The 26,921-nt window shown below is 70.8% G+C and carries 22 protein-coding genes and 1 pseudogene; 15 read left to right on the forward strand and 8 right to left on the reverse strand.

Translation table 11 applies throughout. The features are described from left to right. The first annotated feature begins 9 nt into the window (after window positions 1-9). The 5 genes from N7925_RS21315 to N7925_RS21335 are packed head-to-tail and all read left to right on the forward strand — an operon-like array spanning window position 10 to window position 3,790. Window positions 10-312, forward strand: a complete 303-nt coding sequence (locus N7925_RS21315; protein ID WP_265601087.1) for a WXG100 family type VII secretion target — start codon at window positions 10-12, stop codon at window positions 310-312. Then, a complete protein-coding gene (locus N7925_RS21320; protein WP_274344814.1) occupies window positions 312-2,048 on the forward strand; it encodes an RNase A-like domain-containing protein in 1,737 nt (578 codons plus the stop codon). The genes N7925_RS21315 and N7925_RS21320 overlap by 1 nt, the downstream gene beginning before the upstream one ends. A 33-nt stretch (window positions 2,049-2,081) precedes the next feature. Next, on the forward strand, window positions 2,082-2,753 hold the full coding sequence (locus N7925_RS21325; RefSeq protein ID WP_274344815.1) for a hypothetical protein: 672 nt from the start codon (window positions 2,082-2,084) through the stop codon (window positions 2,751-2,753). Between the two features lie 29 nt (window positions 2,754-2,782). Further along, entirely contained in the window at window positions 2,783-3,088 is a 306-nt protein-coding gene (locus N7925_RS21330; protein ID WP_265601090.1) for an RNase A-like domain-containing protein, read from the forward strand. A gap of 12 nt (window positions 3,089-3,100) precedes the next feature. Continuing rightward, window positions 3,101-3,790, forward strand: coding sequence for a contact-dependent growth inhibition system immunity protein (locus N7925_RS21335; protein WP_265601091.1), 690 nt, complete (start codon window positions 3,101-3,103; stop codon window positions 3,788-3,790). A 55-nt stretch (window positions 3,791-3,845) separates the two neighbouring features. Here N7925_RS21335 and N7925_RS21340 read toward each other — a convergent pair whose 3' ends face one another. Together N7925_RS21340 and N7925_RS21345 are read right to left on the reverse strand one after the other, a co-directional pair. Beyond that, complete coding sequence (locus N7925_RS21340; RefSeq protein WP_274344816.1) at window positions 3,846-6,980, reverse strand: hypothetical protein; 3,135 nt, start codon at window positions 6,978-6,980, stop codon at window positions 3,846-3,848. A 261-nt stretch (window positions 6,981-7,241) separates the two neighbouring features. Then, window positions 7,242-7,595: a hypothetical protein gene (locus tag N7925_RS21345; RefSeq protein WP_274344817.1), complete on the reverse strand. Its 354-nt coding sequence runs from the start codon at window positions 7,593-7,595 to the stop codon at window positions 7,242-7,244. Between the two features lie 329 nt (window positions 7,596-7,924). On the opposite strand from N7925_RS21345, the gene N7925_RS21350 reads away from it, so the two are divergent. After that, a complete protein-coding gene (locus tag N7925_RS21350) occupies window positions 7,925-9,145 on the forward strand; it encodes a S1 family peptidase (RefSeq protein WP_274344818.1) in 1,221 nt (406 codons plus the stop codon). A gap of 70 nt (window positions 9,146-9,215) precedes the next feature. Here the strand turns inward: N7925_RS21350 and N7925_RS21355 are convergent, their stop codons facing one another. Continuing rightward, window positions 9,216-10,379 (reverse strand): helix-turn-helix domain-containing protein, encoded by a 1,164-nt coding sequence (locus N7925_RS21355; protein ID WP_274344819.1) that lies wholly within the window; start codon window positions 10,377-10,379, stop codon window positions 9,216-9,218. Window positions 10,380-10,518: 139 nt separating this feature from the next. On the opposite strand from N7925_RS21355, the gene N7925_RS21360 reads away from it, so the two are divergent. After that, entirely contained in the window at window positions 10,519-12,051 is a 1,533-nt protein-coding gene (locus N7925_RS21360; protein ID WP_274346521.1) for a sigma-70 family RNA polymerase sigma factor, read from the forward strand. A 44-nt stretch (window positions 12,052-12,095) separates the two neighbouring features. Next, window positions 12,096-12,557 carry a GNAT family N-acetyltransferase gene (locus N7925_RS21365; RefSeq protein ID WP_274344820.1) on the forward strand — a complete coding sequence of 154 codons (462 nt, stop codon included), beginning with the start codon at window positions 12,096-12,098 and terminating at the stop codon, window positions 12,555-12,557. 49 nt (window positions 12,558-12,606) lie between these two features. On the opposite strand, the gene N7925_RS21370 is transcribed toward N7925_RS21365, so the two are convergent. Next, window positions 12,607-13,098: a GNAT family N-acetyltransferase gene (locus tag N7925_RS21370; protein WP_274344821.1), complete on the reverse strand. Its 492-nt coding sequence runs from the start codon at window positions 13,096-13,098 to the stop codon at window positions 12,607-12,609. Window positions 13,099-13,207: 109 nt separating this feature from the next. On the opposite strand from N7925_RS21370, the gene N7925_RS21375 reads away from it, so the two are divergent. Then, the gene (locus tag N7925_RS21375) at window positions 13,208-14,023 is read left to right on the forward strand and encodes an exodeoxyribonuclease III (protein WP_274344822.1); all 816 of its coding nucleotides are present in this window, start codon (window positions 13,208-13,210) and stop codon (window positions 14,021-14,023) included. Between the two features lie 136 nt (window positions 14,024-14,159). On the opposite strand, the gene N7925_RS21380 is transcribed toward N7925_RS21375, so the two are convergent. Further along, the gene (locus N7925_RS21380; RefSeq protein WP_265603959.1) at window positions 14,160-14,804 is read right to left on the reverse strand and encodes a MerR family transcriptional regulator; all 645 of its coding nucleotides are present in this window, start codon (window positions 14,802-14,804) and stop codon (window positions 14,160-14,162) included. Between the two features lie 168 nt (window positions 14,805-14,972). On the opposite strand from N7925_RS21380, the gene N7925_RS21385 reads away from it, so the two are divergent. The 4 genes from N7925_RS21385 (at window position 14,973) to N7925_RS21400 (ending at window position 18,778) form a co-directional block, all read left to right on the forward strand. Then, window positions 14,973-16,643, forward strand: a complete 1,671-nt coding sequence (locus tag N7925_RS21385) for a flavin-containing monooxygenase (RefSeq protein WP_274344823.1) — start codon at window positions 14,973-14,975, stop codon at window positions 16,641-16,643. After that, window positions 16,640-17,593, forward strand: coding sequence for an alpha/beta fold hydrolase (locus N7925_RS21390; RefSeq protein ID WP_265601101.1), 954 nt, complete (start codon window positions 16,640-16,642; stop codon window positions 17,591-17,593). The genes N7925_RS21385 and N7925_RS21390 overlap by 4 nt, the downstream gene beginning before the upstream one ends. Beyond that, window positions 17,590-18,483 (forward strand): SDR family oxidoreductase, encoded by an 894-nt coding sequence (locus N7925_RS21395; RefSeq protein WP_265601102.1) that lies wholly within the window; start codon window positions 17,590-17,592, stop codon window positions 18,481-18,483. Before N7925_RS21390 ends, N7925_RS21395 begins: the two co-directional genes overlap by 4 nt. Before the next feature lie 100 nt (window positions 18,484-18,583). Then, on the forward strand, window positions 18,584-18,778 hold the full coding sequence (locus tag N7925_RS21400) for a hypothetical protein (RefSeq protein WP_265601103.1): 195 nt from the start codon (window positions 18,584-18,586) through the stop codon (window positions 18,776-18,778). 264 nt (window positions 18,779-19,042) lie between these two features. Here N7925_RS21400 and N7925_RS21405 read toward each other — a convergent pair whose 3' ends face one another. After that, entirely contained in the window at window positions 19,043-22,456 is a 3,414-nt protein-coding gene (locus N7925_RS21405; protein WP_274344824.1) for a S41 family peptidase, read from the reverse strand. 196 nt (window positions 22,457-22,652) lie between these two features. On the opposite strand from N7925_RS21405, the gene N7925_RS21410 reads away from it, so the two are divergent. Together N7925_RS21410 and N7925_RS21415 are read left to right on the forward strand one after the other, a co-directional pair. Continuing rightward, entirely contained in the window at window positions 22,653-23,225 is a 573-nt protein-coding gene (locus tag N7925_RS21410) for a TetR/AcrR family transcriptional regulator (RefSeq protein ID WP_265601105.1), read from the forward strand. A 120-nt stretch (window positions 23,226-23,345) separates the two neighbouring features. Then, the gene (locus N7925_RS21415) at window positions 23,346-25,580 is read left to right on the forward strand and encodes an MMPL family transporter (protein ID WP_274344825.1); all 2,235 of its coding nucleotides are present in this window, start codon (window positions 23,346-23,348) and stop codon (window positions 25,578-25,580) included. A 216-nt stretch (window positions 25,581-25,796) separates the two neighbouring features. Here the strand turns inward: N7925_RS21415 and N7925_RS21420 are convergent. Together N7925_RS21420 and N7925_RS21425 are read right to left on the reverse strand one after the other, a co-directional pair. Then, window positions 25,797-26,300: pseudogene (locus N7925_RS21420) on the reverse strand (ABC transporter permease); the annotation flags it as partial. Between the two features lie 60 nt (window positions 26,301-26,360). Next, a complete protein-coding gene (locus tag N7925_RS21425) occupies window positions 26,361-26,819 on the reverse strand; it encodes an SsgA family sporulation/cell division regulator (protein ID WP_265601107.1) in 459 nt (152 codons plus the stop codon). Window positions 26,820-26,921: the final 102 nt, after the last annotated feature.

Genomic DNA, 26,921 nt, shown 5'->3' on the forward strand with positions numbered 1-26,921 from the left:
GGGAGAAGGATGGCGGACGACGATCACATAACGGTCGACTTCGCGACGCTGCGGAGTCTGTCCGGCGAGCTTGAGGACATCCTGAAGAACCTCAACGAGCAACTGGACCTCTTGTACGGCCGGGCGGAGAAGGTTGTTCTCACCTGGGAGGGCGAGGCCCGCGAGGCATTTGTCGACGAACTCGACAAGTGGGACCACTCCGCTCGGGATCTGCGGGCGGCACAGAAGTGGCTGCACGAGGTCGTCACCAAGGGGCACGTGAACTACGCAGCGGCACACCGGGCGGTGCTGCGGGGCTGGGGCGTCGGCTGATGGCGGGACCTGGCTCCGGCTCGCAGTCGGGCGCGCAGGGGCCCGGGCAGAACGGCACCATCGACGTCAAACCGGCGGACCTGTTCCGGGTCTCGAGCGGTGTGGCGATGCAGCAGACGCCCATGGACAGAGGCGCCAAGGACCTCCTGGACAAGCTGAGGCAGTATCCGGACGCCGGCGGCTACGGCACAGCCCCCCAGGCATTCGCGGCCTCCTACGTGAAGGTGGGCAACCGTTTTCTCGAGGTGTGGGCGAGGAGTGTCGTCAGCGTCGGAGGTGCTGCGGTCGGCTTCACCTCCACGGCCAACAACTACGCCAAGGCCGAAGCGGCCAACGACCCCACGGGCCGGACGAAGGCGGTCACCCAACCCCTCCCGCAGGTCATCGAGAACGAGCCCGGCTACGGCTCCGTGCCGAACCTGAAGTGGGGGGACGACGACGGCGGCGACGGCTGGATCCGTTCGCTGCTCGAATGGGTGCCGGGGCCGATCCGTGACGTACTGCGGCCCGTCGTGAAGCACGCCTTCCGGATGGGCAAGGTCGCCGAGGTCTACCCGTACCCACAGCAGCACTATCTCAACTCGCTCTCCAAGGCATGGATGGCGATGACCATGACGCTCTCCATGACCGAGAGCGCACTGACGGGCAATGTCAGCAGCATCACGCAACAGAGCAACAGCGAATGGCACGATGCCATGCGCCAGTTCTGCAGCTCGCTGTGGGGCACGACGGCGTGGGGCACGGGCACTGCGGGCTACCAGTGGAAGCACGACTCGGCCTCCTCGCCCACCGCTACGCATCCGGTGATGACGGTGTTGTTCGACACCGCCCAGAAGGTCAGCGATCTGCTGTACCAGTTCGCCGAGGCGGCCGTGTACGTCAACGGCGAGGTCTGGGACGTTTACTGGGACGCAGTCAAGGACGCCGTACCCAAGGTCGAGGTGGACCTCAAGGACGGCGTCGGCATGGACGACGTCAAGGGGCTCGTCAAGGGCCTGGCGAAGGGGGCCGTCAAGGGCGCCGCCCAGATCGGTGCGGGCATCGTCCTCAACATCGACACCGCGAGACTGAACGCGATCGTCACCGAATACAACTCCCGCGTCAACGCACTGGTGCCGAGGCTGGACGCACTGATGGCTCCACTGGACGAGGCGCACCGGAGCGCGCCCTCGTTCCACGCGGAGGAGGCGCGGGCCGAGTCGTTCGGTGCGAGGGCACTGAACGACTTCAAGAACGAGCACCAATACATGGTTCCGGGCGAGGATCCGAAGGATCATTTCTTTCCGCTCGATCTCGCGAGTCAGGAAGGCATCGGGAACAGCCATGGTGTGGACAAGCACATCGGGCTCACCGACGACCAGCTGACCCAGCGACTGCGCGATCAGAACAACGCCCCGTCCGCTTCGGCGTACAAGGATCTCCCATCCGCGCAGCGGTACACCCAGGCGGCGCTCGACGACATCGACAACGCAGACCGGATCGAGAAGTGGATCGAGCGGGTGCAGCAGCGGGAAAGGAACAACCCCGCGTGGGACCCGAACAACTCCAAAATATCCCCGCCGCTGACCCTCACCTTCCCGGACGCCACCGGGCGCACCGTCGAGCGCGCCGACTATGATGCGCACGGAATGGGGGCGACCGCGAGCGAGGTGCGCTCCGCGCAGGTCGCCCTGAAGTACCAGAAGGGCATGGACCCCCCTTTCGTGGTGATCACGTCATACCCCGTGTCCCCCTGAGACCCCCGGAACTTTCATGGAGATGATCGCGACGTGATCTCGCACACCGGTACCCTCTTCAACGACGGGCCGGTCAGACGTGTGGTCGAGACAGCACTGCGTGCCCAGCAGTCGCAGGGCGCCCTCGACCTGAACGACGAGCTCAGGCGCTTCGTTCGCACCATGTGCGCTGCCGACACGTCGCGCTGGCTGTTTCCCGTCGCGTCCGTCGCCGCCCTGCTCGACCACACGGCCGACCTGTTGCGGTCGGAGGGCCCGGCGTTCTTCCCCCGTACGTTTACCGAACGGTTGGATGAGGCTCGAAACGGCGTTCCGGGAGACGATTATCTGCATGGGCTGGCCGGTCTGATGAGGGCGGCCGACCAGCAGCCGGATGCCGGATTCGCCGATCTGCCCCTGGCGGACTGGGAGGCGACAGCGCGCTTTCCGGAGCTTCGCGGTTTCGGCGCCAACTGGATCTATGACGGCGAGTACCCCTCGCTGTCCGATTCGATCGCGGCTTTCGTCGAAGCGGAGCATCCCTTCTGCAGCGAGACGTTCTCCCGGCTGGTAGCCGATGCCCAATCGGTACTCGTGATCTTTCCGCGGTCCGATGCGCTGTCCGTCAATGTGACGCGTTGGATTCCCTGGGTTTCGCACGACGCGCTACGAGAGATCATCCGGAGAATCGACGACCATATGCGGACCGAGCATTCCGGTTCCTGAATGACGCACAGCCCACAGGAAGTCTTCGCATGACCGTAAGGACTCGCTCGGCCACCTATCCCGACCGGGAAACCGCCCAATGGGCCACCCAGCAGGTGGTGACCGGCAACGAGCAGAAGATTCACCGCTGGCTCGCGCAGGGCACCCGCGCCCGTCTCGCCATCGAGGCCGCCTGGCCCTCTCGTGAGGTTCCTGTCGGCCGCGTCCTGCTCCAGGCGATGATGCTCGCCGGGCGGGAGCCTGTCGAGGTGCGCGCGGCACGGGTCGTCCTCAAGCGTGAGCCGGCCAGCCCGCACGGCTTCGTCGTGTTCACCTCCGTCCCGATCTATCTGTAGAGGTCCAACGCCGTGTCCATGAAGCCGCCCGAATTCGACCGTCGCTATGGCGAATTGGACCTGGTGCTCAGGGCGTACACCGGCATGTCGGCCGACGACGAGCCGGACAGGCCGAGCGAAGCTCTCCAGGCCTACCTCCGCCACACCTGGCACACCCGCCCCGAGGCCTTGGCCACGGCCGAACGCCAGATCCGCACGTACGCCCGCAATCCACCGGGCCGCCTGCGCCTGAGCCTCGGTGAGTTCTACCCCGTGCCGGATGTCGGCCTGGCCGGGTCGGCGATCCAGGACTGGTTGTTCGTTGTCGCGGACCATCTGAAGCGGTCGCTCGAGGAAGGTGAGGTCCCGCCCCCGGCGAGCCCCCGCACGCACTGGGAGTGGCATGCCCGCTTTCCCGAGCTCGGCCAGTTCCTCGGCGGTTGGTTCTCGCAGGACATGCCGGACGAGTTTCCGGACCACGACGCGGCCGTGCGCGACTACACCGCCGCCACGGCCCCGCAGCTGGTTGCCCGCCTCGCGGGAGAGGTACGCGAGCTTCTCGCCCTCGGCCTCGAAGAGTCCGACTACGCCCTCGCGACGGCCGAGCTGGGGATGGAGGTCGATCCTCCCCGGCCGTACTCATCGAGTGGCTGGCTGGCCTGCCTCGCCGACGGTCTGGGCGGATTCAAGGCGGACTACGGGGCCGGTCCCGCTGGTGACTGACGGCACGGCCCCCGCCCCGGGGCGCGCCCAGGTCGTGTCCGGAGTCGGCCGAGGCCTACCGCTCGGCCGGGGACAAGTCCGCCAGCAGGAGCACATGCTCCGGCGCCACCCCGGCGATCGCCTCGACCAACTGGTCCCAGGGGCCCAGCGCCAGCGCTTCGACGAGAAGGCGGCGGCCCGTGGGGGTCGGGCCGTGGGAGTGGGCGATGGCGCCGAGGGCCTTGCTCCGGTGGTCCGGAACGGTGAGGGCCTCGGCGAGGCCCTGGGCTTCCTCCGCCGCGCCGGAGCGGGCCGCGGCCCGGACGACGGCGACCGTGCCCTTCTCGCGCAGGACGGGCGGGGAGATCTCGCCGAGCAGGGCGACGGCGTGCGCGAGGTCGCCGGCGGCCGCTGTGCCTGCCGCGACGTATTCCAGACTCCTTTGATCTCCGTAGACATCCGAGATCTCGCGGGCGAGCTGCGTGGCCCGGTCCCGATCGCCGGTCTCCACCAGCTTCCGGACGACGTTGGACAGGAAGGTGGGCTCCTCACCCTCCGGTAGCGCTCCAGTGAGTGTCAAGGCCGAGCCGAAGTCCTCTGCCGCGAGGAAAGCATCTGCGGCGTGATACAGGATCCAACGCCGTAGGGACGGGCTGATCACGTTCATGGCTCGGTCCAGAAGCTGTCGTGCCAGCTCTCCTGCCCGGCCCGGGCTGCCCGCCTCACCGAATGCCTCGGCGAGGTACCGCAGGGAGTCGGTGTGCTCCGGGCTGTGCGACTCCTGTCGGCTCTCGTCGAGCAGAGCGGAGAGCAGTCCGTCCTTCCGGTCGTGGCATTGCATGGCGTGAAGGCCTCTGGCCACCTTCAGCAGGTACACGAGGCGGAGGTGTCTCCGCTCCGCTTCGGCCGTCTCCGCGGCTCGGTCGATGAGGTGCTGGGCCTTGTCCCGGGCCCCTGTCGCCGCCAGTGCGACCGCGACCGCCACCTGTGTGGCCACGTTGCCGCCCGGGGCGAAGCCGCCCCGGGCGATGTCTGTTGCCGCCACAGCCGCGGCCCCGGCGGGTTCGTCCCGGCCCACCCGGCTCAGGAAGTCCGCCATGCTGACGAGAAGAGTCACCTGCGTGTTCCCGTCGGGCAGCTCGTCGAGGACATCAAGAATCCGCTGGGCCGTTTCCCCGGCCCGTACGGAATCCGCCGACTTCGCCAAGCACCTTCCGACCGCGGCGAAGGCCTTGCACCGGTCGAGCGGATCGGTGATGCGGTCGGTCCACTCCAGTGCCTTGTCCACATCACCGCATTCTGCGATCACGGTCGCGATGGACAGCAGCCCGCTGGAGCGGGCGCTCGGGAGGGAGCAGAACCGGTCGATCATGGCCGCCGCGTGTCCGTGACGGCCGACCGCCGCGAGGCCGGCGGCGACCCTGGGGATCAAGTCGTCACGTTCCCGGGAGTCGTCCACCAAGGCGACTGTGGCCGCCGATTCGAGCGCGGCCTCGGTGGCGCGCTCCCGGAGACCCGGTGCCCCGGCCAGCCGTACGGCGATGCGGCTGAGGTGCCAGGCCCGCCGCCAGGCCCCGTCGTCCGAACCGGCGGCGAAGGCGAGGCCGGTCGCTTCCCGGGCCCTTCGGCCGTCGCCGAGCAGCGAGAACGCACAGGCGAGATCTGCGAACAGCGCGACTGGTACGACGGTGCCGGGCTCCATCGTGGTGGCCCGCATGGCTGTGTCCGAGAGGGAGGTGATGACATCCGGATTCACCGGTTTCGACCGCGTCCGTGCCTCAGCCACCGCCTTGAGGGTCGCGACGAGTGCATCGGCTCTTGTTCCCGCGTCATTCACGCGGGAGGCCGTCCGCACCGCCTCGGTGTACCGATCGGCTTCCACCAGCCCTTTGGTGATCGCCCAGAGGAAGTTGTCCCGGTGCTCAGCAGTCTCCGCGTCGTCCGCCAGCGCGGTCGCCCGTTCCAGATGGCCGGTCGCCGCAAGGGACGTCGCGACCGCCGTGAGGGAGAGCGACCGGAGGGACCACCCCCGCTGCGACTCCGCCATGCTGACGGCCCGCTCAGCGTGCCCCAGCCGGGCCCACAGGCCGATGAGTTCGGCGGGCAGGGCCCCGGTCCGTCGGTGTAGCCCATCACGGGCGGCGGCCAGGCGCAGCGCAGCCGGGACGTCCGGGTCGCCACTCTGCCTGCTGTGGGCCAGCAACTGGTCCAGCGAGGTCGACAGTTCGCTGAGCGCTTCGAGGTCCGCCCCGGTGACCTGCCACAGCCGCTCCTGCCGTGCGGCGTCGCACACCAGCTCCACCAGCCGCCCGGTGTCCCCCGGTTCGCGCAGGAGCTGTGCGTAGCCGCGCAGCAGGTACGCGGGCGTCGTGGGAGGCCAGCCCGCGCTCCGGTACGTCTCTGCCCACCGGTGCAGACGCGCGCGGCAGTCCGCCAGTTCCGCGTCCGTGACCAGGTCCGCCGCGCTGCGCTGGATCTCCTCGTGGGCCAGCAGATAGACCTCCGGCCCGCGGGGCGTCCAGTGCGCGGAGCGGCGGCGGAAGCTGCGGCCGCTGGCGGCGGACAGTTCGCGCTCCACCCGACGGGGCCGGCTTCCGGTCAGTTCCGCGATGTCGTTCGCGCTGAGGCCGCCGCCCGCCGCCACCGTCAGGCTGACCAGCTCACGCCCCAGCCCGCCGCCGTCGAGGAGCCGCAGCAGGTCCTGCTCGGCGTCCCGGCGAGTGGCCTGGGCGTGGGGGGAGGGCTCCAGCCAGTGGTTGATCTCCGTGGTCCACAGCGGATGGTCGCCGGGTACGTCGTCCGGAACGGGCGGGTGCGGCCGTCCGGCCACGACGATCCGCATGCCGTGTTGAGGCGTCCGAGGCAGGAGCGCGGCGATGCTGTGGCAGTCCGGCCCGGCGGTGACGCCGTGGTCCTCGTCCAGACCGTCCACCACGAGCACGAGGCGCCGGCCCTCCGCCGCGGAGCGCTCGGCCGCACGGTTCAGGGCGAGCCGCATCTGTTCGTCGCGCGTGTGCGGAGTGCTCAGCGGCTCCTCCTCCCGTAAGAGGGCGTACAGCTGTCGCTGGACGACCTCGCAGAAGGCGGCGGCGTCGTTCTGGCCCGCCATGCGGGAGGTGATGAAGAACGCGACGACGTCGATTCCGGGCGGCGGATTCAGGACGAACTCCGCGAGCAGAGCGGACTTTCCGGCCCAGGCGGGGCCAGCCAACGCCAGTAGTTCTTTTCGGACACACCTGGGGAACGCGCCTCCGTACCGAAAGACGCCAGTTCCGAAAGCTCGGCTTCACGTCCCCGGAAGTCGGCTGCGGCCATCCTTTCGACCTGGAGCAGATAACCCGACACGGCGGTGCGGGGGGCATGCAGGTTCACATCGCCTGTGACCGCGCCGGTGTTCACGAACACCACGCCGCCCTCCGCTGAGGCGTCGCCCGTCCCCTTCACTCCGATCCTGGCGTCGGCCACCGCGCCGCTACCCCTGCCGGAAGCCGGTGTTCGCGCTGCCCCCGTCGCCCTCCGCGTCGCCGGTGTCGCTGACGGACACCGAACCGGGCGGGGTGGTGGAGGCCGGAGCGGCGAAGCCGGTGTTGGCGTCGCCGCCGCCTCGGGACGTCACCCTTCCGGTCGCCGAGACCCGCACGTCGGGGCCCCGGGGCGGGCCGAGCGCTCCGTACACGCCGACTCCCAGGGCGGCCACGCCCACCACGGCGGAGACCACTCCGGCCACCTGGTCGGCCCGGTCCCAGCTGAGGAAGGACAGCACTCCGGCGAGCACGGCGACCACCAGCCCCGTCCACATCAGTACGGCTTGTCGGCCAGTGTTCACGGTGGAGTCCCCCTCATTCGTAAAGCAACTCTACTGCTGGTCCATGGTGTTCGGGCGGGGCTCGGGTACGGCCACATTTTTCGGCGCAAAGGTCTGCACCTGGGCTTTCCGTCGATCTCTCTCTACAGTTCTCGGCCAGTTCTGTAGAAAAGAGCCCCATCTCCGCTTCTTGTCGCGGCAGTTCCGGCTGGGCCAGAGTTCGGGGCGCGGCGACAGGAACATGTCATCGCCGCCGGGCAGTGTCCATGGAACACACCGTGCTTCCCCAGGCACGGTGTGGCCACCCCCCCCATTGTCTGGACGCTCGCCTGCGTAGCGGAAGGAATCGCGTGAAGCACAGCAGGAAGAAGAACGCGCGCAGATACATCGTGGCCGCCTCGATCGGCGCCCTTCTGTCGGCCGGAGTCGCCACAGGGGCCTACGCCGGGGCGCCGACGGAGCCCTCGGCGCCCTCGGCTCCGGCGTACCAGCCGGAGATGGTGAAGGCACTCGCCACCACCCTGGGTGTCAGCGAGAAGGCCGCCGTGCGGCGGCTGGACCGCGAGGCCGACCAGCAGGACCGGTTCGCGGAGCTGCGGAAGGACCGGGTCCACACGCTCGGGGCCTTCTTCGCCAAGGACGGTTCGCTGATCGTCAACGCCGCCGACGCCGAAGCGGCGAAGGACGTCCGGGCCGCGGGGCTCACGGCCCGCGTCCCCGAGCGCGGCGAGAGCGAGCTCGACCGGATCAAGGCACAGCTCGACGCCAAGGCGCTCAAGAGCGCCCCGGCCGGAGTGTCCGCGTGGTCCGTCGACCTCGCTTCGGACACCGTGACCGTCGAGGTCAACGGCGACTCCGACGCCGCGACCCGCAGCTTCCTCAAGGCGGCGAAGAGCAACGGCGACGCCGTACGCGTCGTGAAGGGCCAGGAGAAGCTGGAGACCCAGGCCGTCGTTCCGCCCGGCAGCCGGATGACCTTCAACGGCTACCTGTGCTCCGTCGGTTACGGTGCCAAGGACCGCAGTGGCAGGCAGGTGCTCGTGACCGCCGGGCACTGCATCGAGGACCTGCCGGCCCTGGCCTACAACGGCACCCGGTTCGCCAAGGGCACCCACACCCGGTTCGCGCTGGGCACCCGCAGTGTGGACATGGGCATCGCGGCCGTCGACGCCGGCCACTCGATCGGCCTCGACGTCACCACGTACGGCCGGGCCGGCACCGTCCCGGTCAAGGGCAGCAAGCGCGCCCCGTCGGGCGCGGCGCTCTGCAAGTCCGGTCAGACCACCCAGTGGACCTGCGGCCGGGTCGGCTCGTACAACGTCAGCGTCACCTACACCGACCGGAACGGCGGTCCGGACACCGTCGTGACCGGCCTGGCGAGCTCCAGCGTCTGCACCCAGGGAGGGGACAGCGGAGGCGCGTACATCTCCGGTGACCAGGCCCAGGGCATGACGTCCGGCGGTCCCAGCAACCAGCGCTGCAACGGTCAGGTCAACTCGCCCGGCTCCTCCTACTTCCAGCCGCTCGACGACGCCCTCGCGTACTACGGGCTGACCCTCAACACCAAGTAGCAGCACTACGTAGCAGCACCACAGATCCGACCGGCCAAGGCCACCCCCCCAGACGCGGGAGGCCGTCCACTCATCCTGGGCGGTCTCCCGTTCCCCTTGTTCCCGTCCCGTAGTCCCACGCCACCCCGTGGACGCCGGGCTTGCACCGGGAGGTGAGGACATGGACGTCGTGCGATTCGCTCAGCGGGATGCGCCGCCGGGCGCGGGGCGGGGCGCCGACCTTTTCGCGGACGTAGCGGTGGCAGTCCGACGGCAGGGCGCCGGGGTGGAAGAAGACCTGCTGGAGGTATTCGTGGAGGTTCGTCCGCGACCAGCGTTCGTAGTGGGTGGCAGGCGTTTCGGACGGGCTCACCTCGACCGCGTAACTCACCACCGTGGTGTCCAGTTTGGCCAGCTCCCGGCCGAAATGGATCTCCAGCACCAGGGATTTGAGCCCCTTCAGATAGGTGGCCTCGGCGAGGCGGCCGCAGCTGACCCTGATGTCGACCGGCTCGGCCGCCTCGTCGTCGAAGCTGAGCACGAAGATCGCCCGGTCGGCCCCCGCCCGGCTGGCCCGCAGCACGTTCGTGGTGGAGATCGCGCTCAGTGTGCCGCTCTCTCCCATCCTCACGATGTCGTGGACCATCAGGGAGCTGGTCTCCTGGTTGAAGTGGCGGAAGCGCGCGCCGAGCGCCTTCTCCACCACCGAGTCCTCGCCGAGGATCTGGAGCGCCGCCCCCTCCGCGCCGGGCGGGGTGATCCGGCCGCGCGGGCGGCGCGGTCCGAGCAGCGAGCGCAGGGCTCCGGCGGGCAGTTCCAGGATCTCCTCCAGCACCTCCACCGCGCGCAGGGACCGGGCGCGTTCGGGCTGGCTGCGGCCGCGCTGCCAGCTGCTGAGGGTGGCCTGGCTGATGGTGATGCCGCGCATCCTGAGCCGTTCGCTCACCCGCTCCAGGGACAGCCCGCGGCGGTTCAGAGCTTCCCGCAGCGCCCCGGGGAAGGTGTCGGCGCCGGTCGCCGCCGCGTGCAGGGCCGAGGTGGTGATGGCCTCGCCCGTCCGCGCCGCGGTGGCGTGCGCCTCGGGGGCTTGCGCTGCGGGGGCCTGTGCTTCGATGACCTGTGCCTCGGTGGCCTGTGTCGCGGCGGCGTGTGCTTCGGTGGCCTGCGCTGCGGTGGGGTCCGGACCGGTGGAGTCGCTCGCTCCGATGCCCGTGGCCTCCGGCAGCGTGACGTCGGTGTCCGTATCGCTCGACATGTTCCTCCCGTTCCCGGCACTCTCACGGCGGGACGGCCTACGGGCCCCCGCATACTGGTTGACCACCGGGCGGGGGACGGATAACAAAACCCTCAGGGGTGACCTGTCCCACATCCGGGTGGCGAACCGAACGAAGGGCGTGAACGGCGTGGACAGCACCGCTCTGGTCATCGCGGCGAGGGAGGGCGACCGGGCCGCCGGGGAACGGCTGGCAGCCCAGTACCTCCCGCTGGTCTACAACGTCGTCGGGCGCGCCCTCAACGGCCATCCGGACGTGGACGACGTGGTGCAGGAGACCATGCTCCGGGCGCTGTCCGGACTGCCCTCGCTGCGTGATCCGGCCCGCTTCCGCTCCTGGCTCGTCGCCATCGCCATGAACCAGGTCCGCACCCGCTGGTCCGGCCTCGGCCACCGCCCGGCCCCGCTGGAGGCGACCGATGAGCCCGCCGACCCCGCCGCCGACTTCGTCGACCTGACGATCCTGCGCCTGGAACTCTCCGGCCAGCGGCGCGAGACGGCCGAGGCCACCCGTTGGCTGGACGACTCCGAGCGCGACGTGCTGTCCCTGTGGTGGCTGGAGACGACCGGCGACCTCACCCGGTCCGAACTCGCCGAGGCGCTCGGACTTTCCCCGCAGCACGCCGCCGTACGCGTCCAGCGGGTGAAGAACCAGCTCGACATCGGCCGCGCGGTCGTCCGGGCCCTGGCGTCCGACCCCCGCTGCCCGGCCCTGGAGGACCTGCTGGGCGACTGGGACGGTACGCCGACGCCGCTGTGGCGCAAGCGGATCGCCCGCCATGTACGCGGCTGCGCCTCCTGCTCCGACGGCAGTGCGGGGCTGGTTCCGCCGGAGGGTCTGCTCTCCGGGCTCGCCCTGGTGGTGCCGCTCTACGACAGCGGGCAGCAGGCGGCGGTGGCCTTCGCCTCATCGGCGGCCCCGGCCGCCGCGTCCGCCCCCGCAGCCGCGTACGCACCGCCAGCCTCCGCACCTTCCGCCTCCGGCGCGTTCTCGGCGGGGAAGGCGGCGGGGCTCATAGCCGGCGCGGCCGCCGTGACCGCCCTCGCCGTCCTGATCTGGCCCTCCGCCCCCGCCCCGCCCGCGTCACGGGGCGGGGGCGTCACGTACAGCCCCTCGCCCCCGCCGCCCGCGGCCGCCCCCGCCGAGCCGCTTCCGGCTCCCTCCACGGCCTCGACCTCGCCCTCGCCGACGCCGAGCCGTACGGCCGCCTCCCGGCCGCCCACCGTCGCCCCGTCGCCCTCCGCCCCACCCGAGCCCGCCGAGCCGCGCCCGCGCCCGGAAGCGGGCGTGGTCACCCGGGTCAACACCCTGCGCGCCGCGAACGGCTGCCCGGAGCTGGAGACCGACCCCCGGCTGACCGGGGTGGCGCAGCGGCACTCCGAGGACATGGCCGCGCACAACTACTTCGACCACACGGATTCCTCGGGCCGGGGCGCGGGCGACCGGGTCGATGCCACGGGCTACGACTGGTCGGCTGTCGGGGAGACCATCGCGACCGGCATGAGCGATCCGGCGGCGGTCGTCGAGGAGTGGCGCAACAGCCCGGGCCGCAACGGCGACATCTTCAACTGCGATTTCGTCCACGTGGGCGTGGGCATCGCCGACTCCCCGCGCGGCCCCTACTGGACCCAGGTGCTGGCCACCCCGCGCTGAGCGGCCCGGCCGATTGTCAGTGGCGGGTGCCAGACTCGGTCGGCATGGAGAACAACGTGCTTCTCAGGGATGTCGAACCAGCGGACCTGGAGTTTTTCCTCGCGTACGAGCACGACCCGGAGGCGGTCCGGAGATCGCGCTTCCCGCCGCGCGAGCGGGAGGCGTTCATGGCGCACTGGACGTCGAAGGTGCTGGGGGACCCCGCCAACCTCGTGCAGACGGTCGACGTGGACGGCGAGACGGCCGGGAACATCGTGGCCTGGTGGGACGGCGAGCGGCGCTACGTCGGTTATTGGTTCGGCCGCGCGTACTGGGGCCGGGGCATCGGCACCCGGGCGTTGGACGCGTTCCTGGAGCGGGAGACGGCCCGCCCGTTGTACGCGGACCCCGCCGCCGGGAACACCGGCTCGATACGCCTGCTGGAGAAGTGCGGGTTCACCGCGACCGGCACAGTGCGGCACGGGGAGGACGAGCATGTGGTCCTGGTGCTCGGCGGGGGCGGCTGAGCTACCGCCCCGCCGGGCAGGCCGGCTTCCCGCCGGACGGGGAGCCGGGTCAGGCTCCGGGCCGCTGGAGCGGCTTGGCCATGCAGATGCTGCTCTCGTACCCCCGGTAGTGGCCGAACTTCTCGCAGACCGTGTAGCCGCTCGACGCGTACAGCGCGATGGCCTCGGGCTGCTGGTCGCCGGTCTCCAGGACCATCCGGACCCGGCCGGCGGCGCGCGCGTCCTCCTCCAGGGCGGCCAGCATCCGCCGGGCCAGGCCCCTGCCGCGCCCCTCGGGTATCACGAACATCCGCTTGATCTCGGCGTCGCCGTCCCAGTAGCCCTCGTCGTTGCGGTCCTGGGTCCGCCAGCCGCCGGTCGCCACCGGGCGGTCCAGCTCGTCGTAGGCGAGCAGGTACAGGCCGCGTGGTGGAAGGAACATCGAGGGGTCGAGCGGTGTGAGATCGCCCCCATCGCCGTAGCGCTCGTCGTATTCGAGCTGCACCTGGTCGTTGAGTTTGACGGCATCGGGGTGGTCGAAAGGGCGAGTCTGAATAATCATGCTAAATATCGTACATCTATGCGTAGGGGTGGAGTGGGTACTGTTTCGGGATGCTCACAGTGACCTCAGTCAGTGAGCTACGAACGCTCGTGAAGATGGGGAGCATGTTTTGCTCACAGTGACCTCCGTGAATGTTAATGGGCTCCGCGCCGCCGCCAAGAAGGGCTTCGTCGAGTGGCTGGCGGGGACCGACGCCGATGTGCTCTGCCTCCAGGAAGTGCGGGCCGAGCTCGCCCAGCTGCCCGAAGGGGTGGGCACCCCCGAAGGGTGGCACGCCGTCCACGCGCCCGCCGCCGCCAAGGGCCGCGCCGGCGTCTCGCTCTACTCGCGGCAGGCCCCCGAGCGGGTCCAGATCGGCTTCGGCGGCTTCGGGGTCCCCGGGGCGGAGGAGTTCGACGCGAGCGGCCGGTACGTGGAGATCGACCTCCCGGGTGTCACCGTCGCGAGCCTGTACCTGCCCTCCGGCGAGGTCGGCACCGAGCGTCAGGACGAGAAGGAGCGCTTCATGGCCGCCTTCCTGCCCTACCTCCAAGGGCTGAAGACGCGGGCCGCAGCGGCCGGCCGCGAGGTCGTGGTCTGCGGCGACTGGAACATCGCCCACCAGGAGGCGGACCTCAAGAACTGGAAGGCCAACCGCAAGAGCTCCGGCTTCCTCCCCGAGGAGCGCGCCTGGCTGACCCGGGTCCTGGAGGAGGCCGCGTACGTGGACGTCGTGCGGGCGCTGCACCCGGAGGTCGAGGGGCCGTACAGCTGGTGGTCGTACCGGGGGCGGGCCTTCGACAACGACAGCGGCTGGCGCATCGACTACCAGATGGCGACCCCGGGGCTGGCCGGGCGTGCGGTGAAGGCCTGGGTGGAGCGGGCGGCCACGCACGGCGAGCGCTGGAGCGACCACGCGCCGGTGACGGTCGTCTACGAGCGGTAGGCGCCCGGTCGGTGCCCGGGGGTCTCCGGTGGGCACCCCGAGAGCCCCGCCGACACCCCGGAGAACTCGGTAGGCGCGCCGGAGAGCCCGGTGGGCACCCCGGAGAGCCCCGTCGGCACCCCGGGGAAGGGGTGCGTCAGTCGGACTTCGGGGGCTGTGTCCCGTCCTCGCGGCGCAGCCTCCGGTCGAGGGCCATGGACAGCTCGGCGTCCACCACCGCGCGGGCCAGTGGCCGGAGTTGGGCCGGTTCGGTCTCCTTGGTGTGGGCATGCAGTACCCGTACGAAGATCTCGGCGAGCGCGTCCGCGTGCTCGCGGACGCGGCGGCCCGAGGAGAGCACCGTGGACAGCGGCACCCCTTCCCGTACGAGCTCGGCCGACACCTCCAGCAGGCGGCGGCTGATGTGTACGATCTCGTCCCCGTCCGTGGCGAGATAGCCCAAATCCAGTGCGGTGGCGAGGTTCTCGGGCGTGACCTCGCCCTCGAAGTAGTCCGCGAGCTGCTCCGGGGTGAGGCGGACCGGGGTCTCCTCGGTCGGTTCGCCCAGGCCCAGCACCTCGGCGACATCGCGGCCGCTCTCGAAGGTGGCCGCCAGGTCGGCGATGCCGTTGAGGGTGTGGCCGCGCTCCAGCAGGCCCGTGATGGTCCGCAGCCGGGCCAGGTGGTGGTCGTCGTACCAGGCGATGCGGCCCTCGCGGCGAGGCGGTGGAATCAGCCCGCGCTCCCGGTAGAAGCGCAGGGTCCGCACGGTGATGCCGGCCTCCCGGGCCAACTCCTCCATGCGGTATTCGCGGTGCTCGCGTCCTTCGGCCACAGGGGCACCCTATGTTGTACCGCCGGTAACTTTCCTCGGTCCGCCCCCTACCGATCGGTACGGTCCTGCTCTACTCTCCGAACAATGCCAGTGATTGCTGGCAGAGTCGTGTGACGTACCGCGGGAGGCGGCAGCATGGCCCAGCAGGAGCACGTACGTGTGGCGGTGATCGGAACCGGATTCGGGGGCCTGGGGGCCGCCGTACGGCTGCGCCGCGAAGGCATCACCGATTTCGTCGTCCTGGAGCGGGCCGACTCGGTGGGCGGCACCTGGCGCGACAACAGCTATCCCGGCTGCGCCTGCGACGTACCGTCCCACCTCTATTCGTTCTCGTTCGCCCCCAACCCCGACTGGCCGCGCACCTTCTCCGGGCAGAAGCACATCCGGGCCTACCTGGAGCGCGTCGCGGACACCTTCGGGCTCCGCCCGCACATCAGGCTGAACCACGAGGTGAAGCTGATGACCTGGGACAAGGCGAATCTCTACTGGGTGATCGAGTCAGCCGGCGGGGCCGTGCTCCACGCGGATGTCGTCGTCTCCGCCACCGGGCCGCTCTCCGACCCCAAGACGCCGGACATAACCGGGCTCGACTCCTTCCCCGGCAAGGTCTTCCACTCCGCGCGCTGGGACCACGACTACGACCTGGCCGGCAAGCGCGTCGCGATGGTCGGAACGGGCGCGTCCGCGATCCAGATCGTCCCGGCGATACAGCCGAGGACCGCGAAGCTCACGCTCTTCCAGCGGACCCCGCCCTGGGTCATGCCGCGCGTGGACCGCACGATCAGCAAGGCCGAGCGGGCGCTGCACCGGGCCGTCCCCGCCACCGGCACGGCGCGCCGCGGACTGCTCTGGGGCATCAGGGAGTTGCAGGTCAGTGCCTTCACCAAGCACCCGGATCAGCTCGGGCTGGTGGAGAAGATAGCCAAGTCCAACATGGCGCGGGCGATCAAGGACCCGGCGCTGCGCGCCAAGCTGACCCCCGACTACCGCATCGGCTGCAAGCGGATCCTGCTCTCCAGCACCTACTATCCGGCCCTCGCCCAGCCCAATGTGGACGTCGTCGCCTCCGGGCTCAGCGAGATACGCGGCTCCACGGTGGTCGCCGCCGACGGGAGCGAGGCGGAGGTCGACGCGATCATCTTCGGCACCGGCTTCCATGTGACGGACATGCCGATCGCGGAGCGGGTCGTCGGCGAGGAGGGCATCACGCTCGCCGAGTCCTGGAAGGACGGCATGAACTCGCTGCGCGGCGCGACCGCCGCCGGGTTCCCCAACTGGATGACGATCATCGGCCCCAACACCGGGCTCGGAAACTCCTCCATGATCCTGATGATCGAGTCCCAGCTGAACTACATGGCCGATTACCTGCGGCAGTTGAACGTGCTGGGCGGACGAGCCGCGCTCGATGCCCGCTCCGCCGCCGTCACCGCGTGGAACGACCGGGTCCAGCAGCGGATGAAGCGCACGGTGTGGAACACCGGTGGCTGCACCAGCTGGTACCTGGACGAGGCGGGCCGCAACACCACCGTCTGGCCCGGCACCACGGGTGAGTTCCGGCGGCAGACGCGTTCGGTGGACCTCGCGGAGTACGACGTCGTCCGGGCCGGTGCGGTGGGCGGGACGGGGCGGGCGGCCGGGAGCGGACGCGTACCGGAGCAGCCGGGCCGCACCGATCGCGAGACCGTGACCGTCGGTTCCGGCACGGCTTCCGGCGCCGGCTCCGACACGGCTTCCGGCGCCGGCTCCGACACGGCTTCCGGCGCCGGCTCCGGCGCTGGTGCCGTCGCCGAGGAGGCCGCGCGATGAGCCGCCTCCTGCACCGCGACACCGTACCGCCGGTGCCGGCGGCCGACGTGACCGCACGCTCCGCCGACGGCTCCCGGATCCACGTCGAACTGCACGGCCCCGAGGACGCCCCGGCGGTCGTCCTGGCTCACGGCTGGACCTGCAACACCCGCTTCTGGGACGCCCAGATACGCGACCTGGCCGCCGACCACCGGGTCATCGCCTACGACCAGCGCGGCCACGGGCTCACCCCCGCCCCGGGGCCCGGCGGCTACAGCACGAACGCGCTGGCCGACGACCTCGAAGCGGTCCTCGCCGCGACGCTCGCCCCGGGCCGCAGGGCGGTGCTCGCCGGGCACTCCATGGGCGGGATGACGGTGATGGCCGCCGCCGCGCGCCCCGGACTGCGCGAGCACGCCGCCGCCGTGCTGCTCTGTTCCACCGGCAGTACGCGGCTGGCCGCCGAGGCCCGCGTCCTGCCGCTGCGCGCGGGTGCGCTGCGGACCCGGCTCACCACCGCCGTACTGGGCGCGAAAGCACCGCTCGGGCCGGTCAACCCGGTCTCCAGGAAGGTCCTCAAGTACGCGACGATGGGCCCCGGTTCGGCTCCGGACCGGGTCGACGCCTGCGCCCGCATCGTGCACGCCTGCCCACGCCGCACGAGAGTGCAGTGGGGCCATGTGCTCGCCGAGCTGGACCTCGCGGCGGGCGTGCGCGAGCTGCGAGTGCCGACCGCGGTGATCGCCGGAACGGACGACCGGCTGACGCCGCCGGCCCTCGCGCGGGCCATCGCGGCCGCGCTGCCGGTCGGGCTCGGGCTGACCGAGCTGGCAGGGATGGGGCACATGACGCCGATGGAGGCCCCGGAGGCCGTCACGGCGAAGATCAGGGAGCTGGTCACCCGGTACGTCGCCACGGGGGCGGCCGCCGAGCGGAGAGCCGCCACGGCGGAGAAGGAGGATGTCGCATGAGCGGCAAGCGCGGTCTCGAGGGCCAGGTCGTCGTCGTCACCGGCGCGGCCCGGGGGGTGGGTGAACTGCTGGCCCGCAAGCTGTCGGCACGCGGGGCGACGCTGGCGCTCGTCGGCCTGGAGCGGGACGAGCTGAAGAAGGTCTCCGAGCGGCTGCACGGCGAGAGCGACCACTGGTTCGCCGATGTCACCGACCACGAGGCGATGGCCCAGGTGGCGCGCGAGGTGAAGGAGCGCTTCGGCAAGGTCGACGTCGTCGTCGCCAACGCGGGCGTGGCCTCGGGCGGCCCGTTCGCCGACTCGGACCCGGACGCCTGGCGGCGGGTCATCGAGGTGAACCTCATCGGCGGCGCGGTCACCGGGCGGGCCTTCCTCCCGGTACTGATGGAGAGCCGCGGCTACTTCCTCCAGATAGCGTCGCTGGCCGCGATCACCCCGGCCCCGATGATGACCGCGTACTGCGCATCCAAGTCGGGCGTCGAGGCCTTCGCGCACAGCCTGCGCGCCGAGGTCGGCTACAAGGGCGTCAAGGTCGGCGTCGGCTACCTCTCCTGGACCGACACCGACATGGTGCGCGGGGCGGACCAGGACGACGTGATGCGCGAGCTGCGCCAGCGGCTGCCGTGGCCGATGAACCGGACGTACCCGCTCGGCCCGGCCGTCGACCGGATCGTGGACGGGATCGCGCGGCGCTCTCCGCATGTCTACGCCCAGTGGTGGCTGCGTGGAATGCAGTCGGTCCGCGGTTACCTTCCGTCCGTCATCGCGATCGGCGGGCAGCGCGAGATGCGGCGGTTCGAGCCGCGGCTCCACACCGTGTCGAAAGGGCTGGTGGGGGCCGGGGGGGCGGCGGACCAGGACGCGCGGGCGGAGCGTGCTGACCGTACGTAGCGGTACGAAATGCGAGGGATGTCGGGCCGTGCAACGCTGAGCGAGGCCCCGCAGGGGGCCGTCCCCCACGTACCCCACGCATCCCACAGGAGTGAACAGCATGGGTATTTCGGACCAGTTCAAGGACAAGGCGCAGGAGCTCGCCGACCAGGCCAAGCAGAAGGCGGGTCAGGGCAAGGACGAGGCCAAGGACCGGGCCTCCCAGGGCCGTGACCAGGAGTCGGACTCCTCCTCGGGCATGAAGGACCGTGCCCAGGACGCGAAGGACCAGGCGCGCGAGCGTTTTGACCGTTGACGGTCGTTGAGGTGTGACGCGTGCGTGCTGCGGCTCGCGCGTGCGTACGCGTCGCTCCAGGAGGCGCATCCGGGTGACCGGGTGCGCCTCCTTCTTGGCGTGGGGCGCCGCTCCCCGGGTGCGGGCTCGAAAGATGTCCTCAATCGCCGGACGGGCTGGAAAGGATGCCCTCAATCGCCGGGTGGGCTGAATTGTGGGCCTTGAGGAGCGGGGTTCGGGGCGGAGCCCCGAAGGCGCGCCCGGGTGCGGCTGGAAAAGATGTCCTCAATCGCCGGACGGGCTTGTATGCCGCGGCGGCAGTGGTGGCCGCCGCAGGTTCGGGGCCGTTTCGTACGAGGGCGGGGTCGCCGCCGGGTGCGCGGCCAGCAGTTCCAGGGCCAGGCGGACCGCGTCGTCGAGGACGGCGTACCGGCCCTCCGCCCAGTCCAGCGGGGTGCGCAGGGCCTCCACGTCCGGTTCCACGCCGTGGTTCTCCACCGACCAGCCGTACGTGTCGAACCAGGCCGCGTTCATCGGGACCGTGATCACCGTGCCGTCTCCGAGCCGGTGCCGGCCGGTCATCCCGACCACGCCGCCCCAGGTGCGCTGGCCCACCACCGGGCCCAGCTTCAGCAGCCGGAACGCGGCGGTGATCATGTCGCCGTCGGAGGAGGTCGCCTCGTCGGCCAGGGCGACGACCGGGCCGCGCGGCGCGTTGGAGGCGTAGCTCACCGCCTGGGCGTTGCGGGTCAGGTCCCAGCCGAGGATCTTGCGGGTGAGGTTCTCCACGACCAGCTCGCTGATGTGGCCGCCCGCGTTGCCCCGTACGTCCACGATCAGGGCGGGGCGGGAGACTTCCAGACGCAGGTCGCGGTTGAACTGCGCCCAGCCCGAGCCGCCCATGTCCGGGATGTGGAGGTAACCGCACTTGCCGCCGCTCAACTCCCGTACGACGCCACGGCGTTTGGCCACCCAGTCCTGGTAGCGCAGCGGGCGTTCGTCGACCAGGGGCATGATCGCCACCCGGCGGGACGGGCCGCCGCCCGCCGGGGAGAAGGTCAGCTCCACCGTCGTGCCCCCCGCCGCGGTCAGCAGGGGGTACGGGCCGGCGACCGGGTCCACCGGGCGGCCGTCGACGTGGGTGAGGACCGCGCCCTCCCGGATCCCCGTGCCCGCCAGCGGCGAACGGGCCTTGGAGTCCGAGGAGTCGCCGGGCAGGATGCGCTGGATGGTCCAGGCGCCGTCACGGCAGACCAGGTTGGCGCCGAGGAGGCCGATCGCGCGCTGGTAGTGCGGCGGGCCCTCGTTGCGGCGGGCGGGGGTGACGTACGCGTGCGACGTGCCCAGCTCGCCCAGCACCTCGCGCAGCAGATCCGCGAACTCGTCGGGTGACGCGACCCGTTCGACCAGGGGGCGGTACTGGTCCAGCACTCCGTCCCAGTCGATGCCGCACATGTCCGGCTCCCAGAAGTAGGAGCGGATGATCCGCCCCGCCTCGCCGTACGCCTGCCGCCACTCCGCCCCCGGGTCGACCTCGTGCAGGATGCGGCGCAGGTCCAGGTAGACCGTGGAGTCGGTGTCGCCCGCCTCGGTGGCCGGTACGGCGCGGAGTTCGCCGTCGTCCATCACGACCAGGCGGGACGCGTCACCGCTGACCGCGAACCAGTCGAGGTGGTCGACCAGTTCGGTCCTGCGGGCCTTCGCGATGGTGAAGTGCTCCAGGGTCGGCCGCCCCGACATGTCGGCCGGGTTCGCGAACGTCTCGCCCAGCGCCCCCGAGATCGGCCAGCGCAGCCAGACCAGCCCGCCGCCGCTCACCGGGGCCAGCGCCGAGTACTTGGAGGCGGAGACGGGGAACGGCGTCACCCGGCTCTCCAGCCCCTCGAACTCGACCATGACCGTGGAGCCCTCCGGCGTGCCGCCGTCCGGCACGTCCACCGGGTCCAGGCCGCCCGCCGCCGGACGGCCGTCGGGCGAGAGGGCGAAGGGCGACGGGGTCGCCGAGGAGAGCGGGACCAGGTACGGGCGGCAGCCGAGCGGGAAGGACAGGTCGCCGGTGTGGACGTCGTACACCGGGTCGAAGCCGCGCCAGGAGAGGAAGGCGAGGTAGCGGCCGTCGTCCGTGAAGACCGGGTTCTCGTCCTCGAAGCGGCCGTTGGTGACGTCGACGATCACCGGGGCGCCGGGGCCGGAGATCCGGGCCAGCTTGATCTGCCGCAGCGAGCGGCCGATGCCCGGGTGCGACCAGGTCAGCCAGTCGCCGTCGGGGGAGAAGGCGAGGTCGCGCACGGGTCCGTTGACCGAGCGGATCAGCTCGGTGAGACCGGGGTGCTCGTCGACCGGCGCGGCACTGTCCGGGGTCGCCGCACCGGTGGCGGCGTGGAGGTCGGCGCGGGTCGAGCCGCTGGGGGCCTTCTCCTGCTCCTTCTCCACGGTTTCCAGAGGCTCCGGCTCCCCCGTGTCCAGGAGCAGCAGGCGGCCGTCGTTCGACGCGATGGCGAGGCGTTCCCCCTCCGGGTCGGAGATCATCTCCTGGACCCGGCCCAGCAGCCCGGAGGCCAGCCTGCGCGCCGGGCGGTCGCCGCTGGCGCGCGGCAGGTAGGCGATCTCGACGGCGTCGGGGCCGTCCGCGTCGGTGACGTACGCGACCTGACCGCCGCTGCCGAGCATCTCCGGCAGCCGCACCCGGACGCCGGGGGTGTCGGCGATGGTGCGGGCGGGGCCGTCGCGGTGGGTGAGCCAGTAGAGGCTGCCGCGTACGGTGACGGCGCTGGCCCGGCCCGTCTCGTCGACGGAGAGCGAGTCGACGTTGCTGGCGGCGGGCACCTGGTGGACGCGCCGGCCGGTGCGCGGGCCGCCGAGGCGCACCTCCAGCTTGCGCGGGGTGGCGTCGGGCGCGTCCAGGTCCTCGACCAGCCACAGCTCGCCGGCGCACTGGTAGATCACCCGGTGGCCGTCGCTGGAGGCGTTGCGGGCGTAGAAGGCGTCGTGGTCGGTGTGCCGGCGCAGGCCGGTGCCGTCCATCAGGCAGGAGTAGAGGTTGCCGACGCCCTCGTGGTCGGAGAGGAACGCGATGCGGCGGCCGACGAACATCGGGTTGGCGAGGTGGCCGTCGATGTCCGGGAGCAGGCGTTCGCCGTGCAGCCACAGGCGGCCCATGGCCCCGCCCCGGTAGCGCTTCCAGGCTGCCGGTTCGTGCGGGGGCGTGCCGGTGAGCAGCAGGGTGCGGCGCTCGCCGTCGATGTCGGCGACCGCGATGTCGGAGACCGGGCCCCAGGGGAGCTTGCCGCCGGGGCCGCCGTCGGTGGGGACGCTGTAGGCCCAGGAGAAGTACGAGAACGGCTGGTTGTGCGAGGAGACGGCGAGGATCTGGCACGCCTCGCCGGGATCGGGGCTCCAGCCGCAGACCCGGGCGTCGGTCGAGCCCCAGTGGGTGAGCCGGCGGGCCGGGCCGCCGTCCACCGGGGCGAGGTGGATCTCGGGGTCCAGGGTGCGCCAGGTCGTGTAGGCGATGGAGGAGCCGTCGGGCGAGAAGCGTGGATGGCTGACCCGGGTCCGGTCGACGGTCACCCGCCAGGCCCGTCCGGGGCGGTGCCCGGCGGCGGCGAGGGGGGCGACCCAGAGGTCGTCCTCGGCCGCGAAGCACAGCAAGTCCTGGTGAAGGTGCGGGAAACGGAGATACGCGACGTCGTCACTCACCCCCCAATGTTTTCGGTGCGCGGGTCCCGGGGCAACTTGTGGTGCAGAACACAAGCGAAACGATTTCGTTTCGCTGGGCCGTGCGGGTACGGTTCAGGTGTACGAAACAGTTTCGTTCGATGATGAGCGGGTTGCTGAGCGGGTGACCGGGACTGTTGAGCGGGACACCGGACAGTGAAGCGAAGGAGGTCGGCACATGGCACGCACCAGGCTGACCCCCGAGCGTGAGGGCGAGCTGTACGAGGCCGTCCTCGACCTGCTCCGCGAGGTCGGTTACGACGCCCTGACCATGGACGCCGTCGCCGCCCGTACCCGGTCGAGCAAGGCCACCCTCTACCGCCAGTGGGGCTCAAAGCCCGAGCTGGTCGCGAAGGCGCTGCGGCACAACAAGCCGGGGAACCTCGCGGACATCGACACCGGTTCGCTGCGCGGGGACTTCCATGCCGCGCTGAGCCGGACCGACGACTGCCAGATGGAGAAGGACGCCGCGCTGATGCGGGGCCTGAGCCATGCCGTCCATGAGTACCCCGAGCTGCTCCAGGCCCTGCGCGAGCTGCTGATCGAGCCGGAGATGACCGGCTTCGACCAGATGCTGCAACGGGCGATGGACCGGGGTGAACTGCGACCGGACAATCCGGCGCTGAAGTACATCCCGCACATGCTGGTCGGCGCGCTGGCCGCCCGGCAGCTGATCGAGGACCGTCCTGTCGACCAGGAGTTCCTCATCGACTACGTGGATTCCGTGGTTCTCCCCGCCCTCGGTGTCTGACCTCCCCGTCCCACCCGTACGGCCCTCTCCCCGACGCTCCACCTGACACGCCGCTCTCGTCGTCGGGCTGGTTCCTCACGCCCAATTCCACTCAAACGACCTGACCGGGAGTACGCCCCCGTGGCCACTTTCCTCTACAAGCTCGGACGGCTCACCTTCCGCCGCCGCCGCTTCGTCGCCCTGATCTGGGTGGCGTTGCTGGCGGTCGCCGGGATCGGTGCGGCCACCGCGCCCGCCGCCACCTCCAGTTCCTTCTCCATTCCTGGTACGGAGGCGCAGCGCGCCTTCGACCTGCTGGATCAGCGCAACCCCGGCACCAGTGCCGACGGTGCCACCGCCCGTGTCGTCTTCGAGGCGCCCGGGGACGAGAAGGTGACCGATTCCGCCAACAAGAGCGAGATCACCGGCATCGTCGAGGAGCTGCGGTCCGGCTCGAAGCAGATCGCCTCGGTCGCCGATCCGTTCGAGACGCAGGCCGTGAGCCAGAACGGTTCGACGGCGTACATCTCGGTCTCCTACAAGGTCAACTCCATGGAGCTGACCGACGCGACCCGTGACTCACTGGAGGACGCGGGCAAGGACGCGCAGCAGAGCGGCATGAAGGTGGAGATCGGCGGTGACGCCCTCCAGGTCGTGCCGCACACCGGGACCGCCGAAATCATCGGTGTCGTCATCGCCGCCATCGTCCTGGTCATCACCTTCGGCTCGCTGGTAGCCGCCGGACTTCCGCTGGTGACCGCGCTGGTCGGGGTCGGTATCGGGGTCTCCACGATCACCGCGCTGGCCAATGTGCTGGACCTGGGCTCCACCACCTCGATCCTCGCCATGATGATCGGGCTCGCCGTCGGCATCGACTACGCCCTCTTCATCGTCTCCCGCTACCGCGCCGAACTGGCCGAGGGCCGGGAGCGCGAGGAAGCCGCCGGACGGGCCGTGGGAACGGCCGGATCCGCGGTCGTCTTCGCCGGACTGACCGTGGTCATCGCCCTGGCGGGCCTGGCCGTCGTCAACATCCCGATGCTGACGAAGATGGGCTTCGCCGCCGCCGGCACGGTGGCCATCGCCGTACTCATCGCGCTCACGCTGGTCCCGGCCGCCCTCGGCTTCGCGGGCAAGCGGGTCATGGGCCGCAAGGCGCGCAAGGCCGCCGAGGCGGAGAAGAGCACCGAGGCCAAGCCGAACATGGGCACCCGCTGGGCGCGGTTCGTGCTGCGCAAGCCGGTCTGGGTCATGCTCGTCGGCGTCCTCGGCCTCGGCATCATCGCCGTACCGGCGGCCTCGCTGGAGATGGGTCTGCCCGACGACGGCGCCCAGCCGAAGTCGACCACGCAGCGTCAGGCGTACGACATGCTCTCGGACGGCTTCGGTCCCGGGTTCAACGGTCCGCTGCTGGTCGTCGTCGACACGAAGAACAGCTCGGACGGCAAGGCCGCCGCCTCGCGGGTCGCCGAGGAGATCGAGTCGATCGGCGTCAGCGCCGTCATTCCGCCCGCCTTCAACAAGGCCGGCGACACCGCGACGATCACGGTCATCCCCAAGGACCGGCCGTCCTCCCACGCCACGGAGGAGGTCGTCCACGACATCCGTGACGCGGGTCAGGACGTCACGTCCGACACCGGCGCGGAGGTCCTGGTCACCGGCGCCACCGCGATGAACATCGACTTCTCGCAGAAGATGAACGACGCGCTGCTGCCCTACCTGGCGCTCGTCGTCGGCCTCGCGTTCCTGCTGCTGATGCTGGTCTTCCGGTCGATCCTCGTCCCGCTGAAGGCGGCCCTGGGCTTCCTGCTCTCGGTGGTCGCGGCCCTCGGTGCGGTCGTCGCGGTCTTCCAGTGGGGCTGGCTCGGCTCGCTCTTCGGTGTCGAGCAGGCCGGTCCGATCATGAGCATGATGCCGATCTTCATGGTCGGCGTGGTCTTCGGTCTCGCGATGGACTACGAGGTCTTCCTCGTCACGCGGATGCGCGAGGCGTACGTCCACGGCGAGAGCCCGGGCCAGGCCATCGTGACCGGCTTCAAGCACGGCGCACGGGTGGTCGCGGCCGCGGCGGTGATCATGATGGCGGTCTTCTCCGGCTTCATCGGCTCCAGCGAGCAGATGATCAAGATGATCGGCTTCTCGCTCGCCATCGCCGTCTTCTTCGACGCCTTCGTGGTGCGGATGGCGATCGTGCCCGCCGTCCTGGCCCTGCTCGGCAAGCGGGCCTGGTGGCTGCCGCGCTGGCTGGACCGGGCGCTGCCCAACGTGGACGTGGAGGGCGAGAAGCTCCAGAAGCAGCTGACCGGCGATTCCGGCTCCGAGCAGGGGCCCGGGGACGGCGGCGGCGAGGGTGAGCGCGAGCTCGCCCGCGTCTGACCCGTCCGTCCCGACCGTGCCCTCCCAGCTCCGGGGCCGCGCCTGAGCGGAGCGTGGCCCCGGAAGCGCCGGTTACCTGTGGGGACGGGGACCGGGGCACAGCGAAAGCCCCCGTGCGAACTGCACGGGGGCTTTCCTCTTGCGGAGTTTTCCTCTGGCGGGGCTTCCCTCTTGTCGCAGAGGGCGGGCGAGGCGCGGGCGGGGCGCCGCACGCGGTCAGCGTGCCGCCGGGTCGCGGAGGAACAGCGACTTCGACCACAGGTAGCCGAGCACGACGAGGCCGAGGCTCCAGCCGACGGCCAGCCAGCCGTTGTGGCCGATCCCGGTGCCGAGGAGCAGGCCGCGCAGGGTCTCGATCACGGGGGTGAAGGGCTGGTACTCGGCGATCGGCTGGAACCAGCCGGGCATGGTGTCGGCCGGGATGAAGGCGCTGGAGATGAGCGGGAGGAGGATCAGCGGCTGTGCGCTGTTGGCGGCGGCCTCCGCGTTCGGGCTGGCCATGCCCATCCCGACCGCGATCCAGGTGAGCGCCAGGGCGAAGAGCGTGACCAGTCCGAAGGCGGCCAGCCACTCCAGGGCGGTGGCGTCGACGGAACGGAAGCCGATGGCCACGGCCACGGCTCCGACCAGGACCAGGCCGGCGAGGATCTGCAGCACGCTGCCGGCGACGTGACCGGTGATCACCGGGCTGCGGTGGATCGCCAGGGTGCGGAAGCGGGCGCGGGCCGCGGCTGAGCATCTCTCCCGGCGCTCGTCCCGGCGGCCCTTGGCGGCGGTGCTTCAGCCGCGGGCGGGTTGCGCGCCCCGCTCGGGATGCGCGCCCCGTTCCGTCTGCGCGCCCCGTTCCGGGCGGGCGGTGCGGGACGGCGGCTGCGGCTGCGACTCCCGGCCCGCGTCCGCCGGGGTGGCCGGTGACTGGGCGTGGGTGCGGGCCAGGAAGCGGATCAGCGTCCGGATCTCGAACTGGAAAACCTCGACGCCATCCGTCGAGTGCAGCTCCACGATCAGCTGCGTACGGCCGCACGGCCAGATGCGGACGTCGCCGCGCTCGATCGGGGTCCGCAGGCCGCGCTCCAGGAGGTCGCGGCCGAACGACCAGTCGGTGCCGTCGGGCAGTCCTATGTGGACGGCGCGCCGCTCGTCGGCGGGGTCGTAGCGCAGGTCGACGGGGACCGGGCGGGTCAGGGGGCCATCGGTGATGAGCCGGGCGCGCGCATGTACTTCGATCACAGGGGACATGGGCCGGCTCCTCCTATATATGCGTAACTCTGCCCTCTAATGTCCCATATTTTGCGGAAGTGGCGCGATGAGTCCTATCCAGTTGCCGAGCTTCCGCCCTTG

Source organism: Streptomyces sp. CA-278952 (assembly GCF_028747205.1).
Lineage (GTDB): Bacteria > Actinomycetota > Actinomycetes > Streptomycetales > Streptomycetaceae > Streptomyces.

Excerpts from the sequence above, each read along its gene's own strand:
- N7925_RS21400 (WP_265601103.1), top strand. The coding sequence starts at position 18,584 with ATGGGTATTTCGGACCAGTTCAAGGACAAGGCGCAGGAGCTCGCCGAC.
- N7925_RS21370 (WP_274344821.1), bottom strand. The coding sequence starts at position 13,098 with ATGATTATTCAGACTCGCCCTTTCGACCACCCCGATGCCGTCAAACTC.
- N7925_RS21365 (WP_274344820.1), top strand. The coding sequence starts at position 12,096 with ATGGAGAACAACGTGCTTCTCAGGGATGTCGAACCAGCGGACCTGGAG.
- N7925_RS21320 (WP_274344814.1), top strand. The coding sequence starts at position 312 with ATGGCGGGACCTGGCTCCGGCTCGCAGTCGGGCGCGCAGGGGCCCGGG.
- N7925_RS21395 (WP_265601102.1), top strand. The coding sequence starts at position 17,590 with ATGAGCGGCAAGCGCGGTCTCGAGGGCCAGGTCGTCGTCGTCACCGGC.
- N7925_RS21385 (WP_274344823.1), top strand. The coding sequence starts at position 14,973 with ATGGCCCAGCAGGAGCACGTACGTGTGGCGGTGATCGGAACCGGATTC.
- N7925_RS21315 (WP_265601087.1), top strand. The coding sequence starts at position 10 with ATGGCGGACGACGATCACATAACGGTCGACTTCGCGACGCTGCGGAGT.
- N7925_RS21390 (WP_265601101.1), top strand. The coding sequence starts at position 16,640 with ATGAGCCGCCTCCTGCACCGCGACACCGTACCGCCGGTGCCGGCGGCC.
- N7925_RS21410 (WP_265601105.1), top strand. The coding sequence starts at position 22,653 with ATGGCACGCACCAGGCTGACCCCCGAGCGTGAGGGCGAGCTGTACGAG.
- N7925_RS21425 (WP_265601107.1), bottom strand. The coding sequence starts at position 26,819 with ATGTCCCCTGTGATCGAAGTACATGCGCGCGCCCGGCTCATCACCGAT.
- N7925_RS21330 (WP_265601090.1), top strand. The coding sequence starts at position 2,783 with ATGACCGTAAGGACTCGCTCGGCCACCTATCCCGACCGGGAAACCGCC.
- N7925_RS21380 (WP_265603959.1), bottom strand. The coding sequence starts at position 14,804 with ATGGAGGAGTTGGCCCGGGAGGCCGGCATCACCGTGCGGACCCTGCGC.
- N7925_RS21355 (WP_274344819.1), bottom strand. The coding sequence starts at position 10,379 with ATGTCGAGCGATACGGACACCGACGTCACGCTGCCGGAGGCCACGGGC.